6 protein-coding genes are annotated in these 5,835 nt (G+C 61.1%); 3 read left to right on the top strand and 3 right to left on the bottom strand.

Annotated elements, in window-relative coordinates:
- Positions 1 to 212 precede the first annotated feature (212 nt).
- Both trmFO and gluQRS read left to right on the top strand, forming a co-directional pair.
- Positions 213 to 1,553 (top strand): methylenetetrahydrofolate--tRNA-(uracil(54)-C(5))-methyltransferase (FADH(2)-oxidizing) TrmFO, encoded by a 1,341-nt coding sequence (gene trmFO / locus RTS12_RS19765; RefSeq protein WP_312531697.1) that lies wholly within the window; start codon positions 213 to 215, stop codon positions 1,551 to 1,553.
- A gap of 4 nt (positions 1,554 to 1,557) precedes the next feature.
- Entirely contained in the window at positions 1,558 to 2,418 is an 861-nt protein-coding gene (gluQRS, locus tag RTS12_RS19760; RefSeq protein ID WP_312531694.1) for a tRNA glutamyl-Q(34) synthetase GluQRS, read from the top strand.
- Here the strand turns inward: gluQRS and hisI are convergent.
- Positions 2,415 to 2,774 carry a phosphoribosyl-AMP cyclohydrolase gene (gene hisI / locus RTS12_RS19755; protein WP_312531691.1) on the bottom strand — a complete coding sequence of 120 codons (360 nt, stop codon included), beginning with the start codon at positions 2,772 to 2,774 and terminating at the stop codon, positions 2,415 to 2,417. The two genes, gluQRS and hisI, sit on opposite strands and share 4 nt — an antisense overlap.
- A 59-nt stretch (positions 2,775 to 2,833) precedes the next feature.
- On the opposite strand from hisI, the gene RTS12_RS19750 reads away from it, so the two are divergent.
- Positions 2,834 to 3,265, top strand: a complete 432-nt coding sequence (locus RTS12_RS19750; RefSeq protein WP_312531688.1) for an iron-sulfur cluster assembly scaffold protein — start codon at positions 2,834 to 2,836, stop codon at positions 3,263 to 3,265.
- A 189-nt stretch (positions 3,266 to 3,454) separates the two neighbouring features.
- Here RTS12_RS19750 and RTS12_RS19745 read toward each other — a convergent pair whose 3' ends face one another.
- A complete protein-coding gene (locus tag RTS12_RS19745; protein WP_312531685.1) occupies positions 3,455 to 3,577 on the bottom strand; it encodes a hypothetical protein in 123 nt (40 codons plus the stop codon).
- Between the two features lie 71 nt (positions 3,578 to 3,648).
- Positions 3,649 to 5,769 carry an ATP-dependent DNA helicase RecG gene (gene recG / locus RTS12_RS19740; RefSeq protein WP_312531682.1) on the bottom strand — a complete coding sequence of 707 codons (2,121 nt, stop codon included), beginning with the start codon at positions 5,767 to 5,769 and terminating at the stop codon, positions 3,649 to 3,651.
- Positions 5,770 to 5,835 lie beyond the last annotated feature (66 nt).

Raw genomic sequence — 5,835 nt, 5'->3', positions numbered from 1 at the left:
GATCTCTTTCGAAATGCTCATAGCCGCCATCCAGCAGCCGGCCACGCAGTCGCGCGTTCAATCCCTGAACCGGGATGCGCAATTCCGCGTTATCCACCCGAAAAGTCTCAAACTCTGTCACGGTCGACCTGTCCCGCCCTTGCTGCACATCGACTTCGTTGCTACCTACTCGGCCCACCCCTGCCAAGGGAAGAAAGCAAAAGGAACCGACGATGCAGCCCATCCATATCATCGGCGCAGGTCTTGCAGGCTCGGAAGCCGCCTGGCAGATCGCGCAAGCAGGCGTGCCCGTCGTCCTTCACGAGATGCGCCCCCAGGTCGAAACCTTTGCCCACCGCACCGGCGATTGCGCAGAGATGGTCTGTTCGAATTCGTTCCGCTCGGATGATGATCAGATGAATGCGGTCGGCCAACTGCATTGGGAAATGCGCGCAGCCGACGGCTTGATCATGCGCATGGCCGATGCCAACCGCCTGCCCGCGGGTGGTGCGCTGGCAGTAGACCGCGATGCCTTTTCCGCGGCCGTGACCCAGGCGCTTCGCGAGCATCCGCTGATCGAAATCCGGGGCGAAGAGATCACCGAACTGCCAAGCGACGGCAGCTGGATCGTCGCCACCGGACCTTTGACCTCGGCCGCGCTGGGACAATCGATCCAAAGCCTGACCGGCGCGGATTCGCTGGCCTTTTTCGACGCCATTGCCCCGATCGTCCACGCCGACAGCATCGATATGTCGATTTGCTGGCTGCAAAGCCGCTACGACAAAGGCGAAACCGAAGAAGAGCGGACCGCTTATATCAACTGCCCGATGACGCGTGACGATTACGAAGGCTTTATCGATGCGCTGCTTGCCGCTGATAAGACCGAGTTTCATGAGGGCGAGACCGCAGGCTATTTCGACGGCTGCCTGCCGATCGAGGTCATGGCCGAGCGCGGACGCGAAACCCTGCGCCACGGGCCGATGAAGCCGGTCGGACTGACCAATGCCCATAACCCGACCGAAAAGGCCTATGCCGTGGTCCAGCTGCGCCGCGACAATGCTTTGGGCACGCTTTACAACATCGTGGGCTTTCAAACCAAGATGAAGTATGGCGCGCAAACCGAGGTATTCAAACGCATTCCCGGACTGCAAAACGCCAGCTTCGCGCGCTTGGGTGGCATCCACCGCAACACGTTCCTGAACTCTCCCACGCTGATTGACGACCGTTTGCGTTTGCGCCTGCGTCCCAACCTGCGCTTTGCCGGGCAGGTGACGGGCGTTGAAGGCTATGTCGAAAGCGCCGCCATGGGCCTGTTGGCAGGGCGTATGGCCGCAGCCGAGGCCCTTGGCCGCGACCTTGCGCCGCCTGCCCCGACCACCTCGATGGGGGCGCTGGTCAATCACATCACCGGCGGCGCCGAGGCCAAGACCTTTCAACCGATGAACGTCAACTTTGGCCTTTACCCGCCGCTTGATGACGTCAAATCGGGGCGGCGTGGTCGCAAGGACCGCTATCCCGCCTATACCGACCGCGCCAAGGCCGATTTCAACGACTGGCTCGCCGCGCAGGGCTAAGGCCATGACCCGCACCCGCTTTGCGCCCTCGCCCACAGGTCCGCTGCATCTGGGTCATGCCTTTGCCGCGCTGACGGCGGCAAAGCTGGCCGATGCGGGCGGGTTCTTGCTTCGCATCGAAGATATCGACCAAAGCCGCTGCCGCCCTGCCTATGAGGCCGCCATTTACGAGGATCTGGCGTGGCTCGGCCTTGATTGGCAGCGCCCCGTCTGGCGCCAGTCGCAGCGGCTAAGCGCCTATCAAGAGGCGCTTGGGCAACTGGCAGGGCTTGGCTTGACCTATCCCTGCTCGTGCCGGCGCGCCGATATCCGTATGGCACTGGACGCGCCGCAAGAGGGTCAGGATCAGCAGCCTCGCGGTGTGCTGATCGGGCCTGACGGTCCAGTCTATCCCGGAACCTGCCGCCACCGCAGCCATGCTCAGGCAGGGGAAAATGATGCGATCCGACTGAATGCAGCGGCGGCATTAGAGCTGCTGGGTGCCCAGGACATCGCCTTCATGGACGAAAACATTACCCCCGGCCTGCCGCATATCCTAAGCGCGTCAGAGTTCATCCACGGCGTCGGAGATGTCGTCTTGGCCCGGCGCGGTATGGGAACCTCTTATCATCTGGCGGTGGTGGTCGATGATGCCGCGCAGGGCATCGATCTGGTGACGCGTGGCAAGGATCTGCTGGATTCGACATGGATCCACGTGCTTTTGCAACGCCTGCTGCACCTGCCGCTGCCACGCTATCACCACCATCGCCTGATCCGCGATCAAAACGGCAAGCGCCTCGCCAAGCGTGACGACGCGCGCGCCATCAGCCTTTACCGGGCCGAGGGCGCAACGCCTGAGGATATTCGTCACATGATCGGGCTTTAGCCCTGTTCGGGCTGCATCAGCTCGACCTCGACGCCGTCACGCACCGAGGTGTAAAAGCAGCTGCGCCGGTTGGTGTGGCAGGCGGGGCCAAGCTGTTCAACCAGAACCAACAGGCAATCCCGGTCGCAATCCAGCCGGAAATCCACCAGCTTCTGAACATGGCCCGAACTTTCCCCCTTGACCCAGAATGACTGGCGCGAACGCGACCAATAGGTCACCTTTCCCGTGGACAGCGTACGTGCAACCGCTTCGGCATTCATCCAGGCCACCATCAGGACCTCGCCCGAAAGATGGTCCTGTGCCACGGCGGGAATAAGCCCATTGAGGTCAAACTTCAGGCTGGCAGGATCGAACATAGGCTTTCCTTTCGCGATGCTCGGCCCTATCTAAACGCCCTGACCTTGCGGGAAAAGCCATGTCCGACAGCGAATTGATGCAGCTTTACTCGCGCCGTATTCTGGCGTTGGCAGCTGATATACCCCATCTAGGGCGTCTGTCAGAGGGCGCGCCTAGCGGCTACAAACGCTCGCCGCAATGCGGCTCGTCGGTGACGGTCGATGTGATCATGAACGGCGATCAGATCTCTGAATTCGCTCAAGAAATCCGGGCCTGCGCTTTGGGCCAAGCCTCGGCGGCGATCCTGGGCCAGCATGTGATCGGCTGCACGCGCGCTGAAATTTCCCAAGCACGCGACGCGCTGATTGCGATGCTGCAAAATCAGGGCCCTGCCCCCGAAGGAAAGTTTTCCGCGCTAGAGACGCTTTTGCCTGCACGTGATTTTCCAAATCGCCATGCCTCGATCTTGCTGGTATGGGACGCCACTTTGGCCGCGATCGACGCCGCCTGAGGCTTACTTGTCAGCCTTTCTGGCAGACGATCTAAATTCACAGGATTTTAAGAAAAATGCCGGCCGCGTAAAACGGGAACCGGCAGTTGCGCGCAAACGAAACCTGGGGCTCAGGCTTACAGTGACAGGCGATGGCACCGTAATCGATACGCGGGGCAGAGATGCGCGGACAAGAAATGCGCAGTAAAATCAGCCAGCCAGCAAGGCCGGAAGCCAGAATACGGTAATCGAAGTGGCAACAAGCGCTGTCCCCCCGATCAGGTCAGAGATGAATTCACGGGTCATTTGAGCCTCCATCATCAGGTTGCTCATTTGTTCTCATATAGACAGGAACAAGGCAAGAACTTTTTAAGAACTGTTAAGAGAACATGCAAAAAGCCCGGTTATCCCGCACCAATCAAGCGGATCGCCTTGTCCTGTTCCATCAGCCAAAGCAGGAATCGGACCGAATCGGCCCGACTGCTTTCCAAGGCCGAATCGCGCTCTAGAAACGCCTGGGCATCGCGGCGGGCCATGCTCATCAAACCGGCCTGTCGCTCAAGATCGGCGATGCGAAAGCGCGGCAAGCCCGATTGCGCCGTGCCAATGACATCGCCCGCCCCACGCATCATCAGATCCTCTTCTGCGATCCGAAAACCATCCTCGGTTTCGCGCAGAATTTGCAGGCGACGTCGCCCGGCTTCTGACAATGGCTCGTGGTAAAGCAGCAGGCAGGACGAGGCCCCGCTGCCGCGTCCGACCCGTCCGCGCAACTGGTGCAACTGCGCCAGCCCAAAGCTTTCGGCACGCTCGATAACCATGATCGTCGCCTCGGGGACATCGACCCCGACTTCGATCACCGTGGTGGCCACCAAAAGCTGCGTCCGCCCCGAAGCGAAATCTGCCATCGCCAGATCGCGCTGATCCGGCGGCATCTGCCCGTGAATCAGCCGCACCTTGTCGCCAAATCGCGCGCGCAGCAGCTGAAAGCGCGCCTCTGCGGCGGTAAGATCTGAAACCTCGCTTTCCTCGACCAAGGGGCAGACCCAATAGGCGCGGGCACCGGCCAAGATCGCGCCATCTAGGCGCGCGACGATTTCATCAAGACGCTGATCTGAAACAACAATCGTTGTAATAGGCTGTCGGCCAGCGGGCTTTTCATCCAGAACCGACAGCTCCATATCCCCATATTGCGCCAGCGCTAACGAGCGCGGAATGGGCGTGGCCGTCATCACCAACATATCAACGGGAAGGCCATCCCCCTTGCCTGCCAGCTCCATCCGCTGGGTCACGCCGAAACGGTGTTGCTCGTCGATAATGGCCAGACGAAGGTCATGAAATTCCACGGTTTTCTGGATTACGGCATGGGTGCCAACCAGAATATGGATGCGCCCCTCGGCAAGATCGGTCAAAATATTCGCACGGGCATCGCCTTTGTCCCGGCCCGTCAACACCTCGATACGCAGCCCAGCCAGCTTGGCCAGCGGCTCTAATGCGCGGAAATGCTGGCGCGCCAGAATCTCGGTGGGCGCCATCATCACGCCTTGCCCGCCCGCCTCGACCGCAACCAAAAGCGCAAGAAATGCCACCAGCGTCTTGCCCGCACCGACATCCCCCTGAAGCAGTCGGTTCATGCGGTGCGGCTCGGCCATATCGGCGGCAATTTCGGCGCTTGCGCGCAGTTGCGCACCCGTGGGCGGCCAAGGCAGCCCTGCCAATACTTTGTCGCGCAGCCGTCCGTCACCCTGGTTGACCCGACCCGCGCGCTTGCGGCGATCCCGACGGACCAAGGCCAATGTCAGCTGATGGGCGAAAAGTTCATCATAGGCCAGCCGCGCGCGCGCCGGGTCATGGGCCGACAGGGCCTCGAACCCTTGGGGGGCATGGGCCAACCGCAAAGCCTCGGTCCAGCCGGGCCAGCTTTCGCGCGCCAGCAAGGCCGGATCGATCCATTCCCCCACCTCAGGTACACGCGACAACGCGGCCTTAACCGCCTTTTGCATGACCTTTTGCGTCAGCTTGCCAGAAAGCGGATAGACTGGCTCGAAATCTGCTGGGGTGGCCTCATCCGGCGCCAAGATATGATCGGGATGCACCATCTGGGCCTGACCATCAAAGCGTTCAATCTTGCCCGAGACGATGCGGCGCGCGCCCACAGGCAGCTGGCTTTCCAACCAATCGCGGCGGGGGTGAAAAAACACCAGCTGCAATTCCTGCACCCCATCGCTGCAAATCACGCGCCAAGGACGCCCTTTGGCCGAGGCGGCAAGGTGGCGCTCGACGCTTACCTCGATCGAGATGATTTCCGGGGGCTGGGCATGGGACAGAAGCGCAATCTTGCGCCGCTTGATCCCGGATTGCGGCAGCGTCAGGATCAGATCACGGGGCCGCGTAATCCCCATTTGGCCCAGACTTTCCGCAGCCCTGGGCCCCACGCCGGTCAAAGTTTCGATGCCGGCGAACAGCGGAAATAAGGCCGGGGGCCGCCCCTTGGTCTGTGTCATTGCGCTGCAATCACCATCCATTCATCCTCGTCGATGACCTTGACACCCAGATCGGCGGCTTTGGTGGCCTTGGATCCGGCGCCGGGC

Origin of the sequence: Paracoccus sp. (in: a-proteobacteria) (assembly GCF_032007265.1) — a bacterium.
Classification (GTDB): Bacteria; Pseudomonadota; Alphaproteobacteria; order Rhodobacterales; family Rhodobacteraceae; genus Paracoccus.
This window is presented reverse-complemented; position numbering and strand designations above follow the sequence as displayed.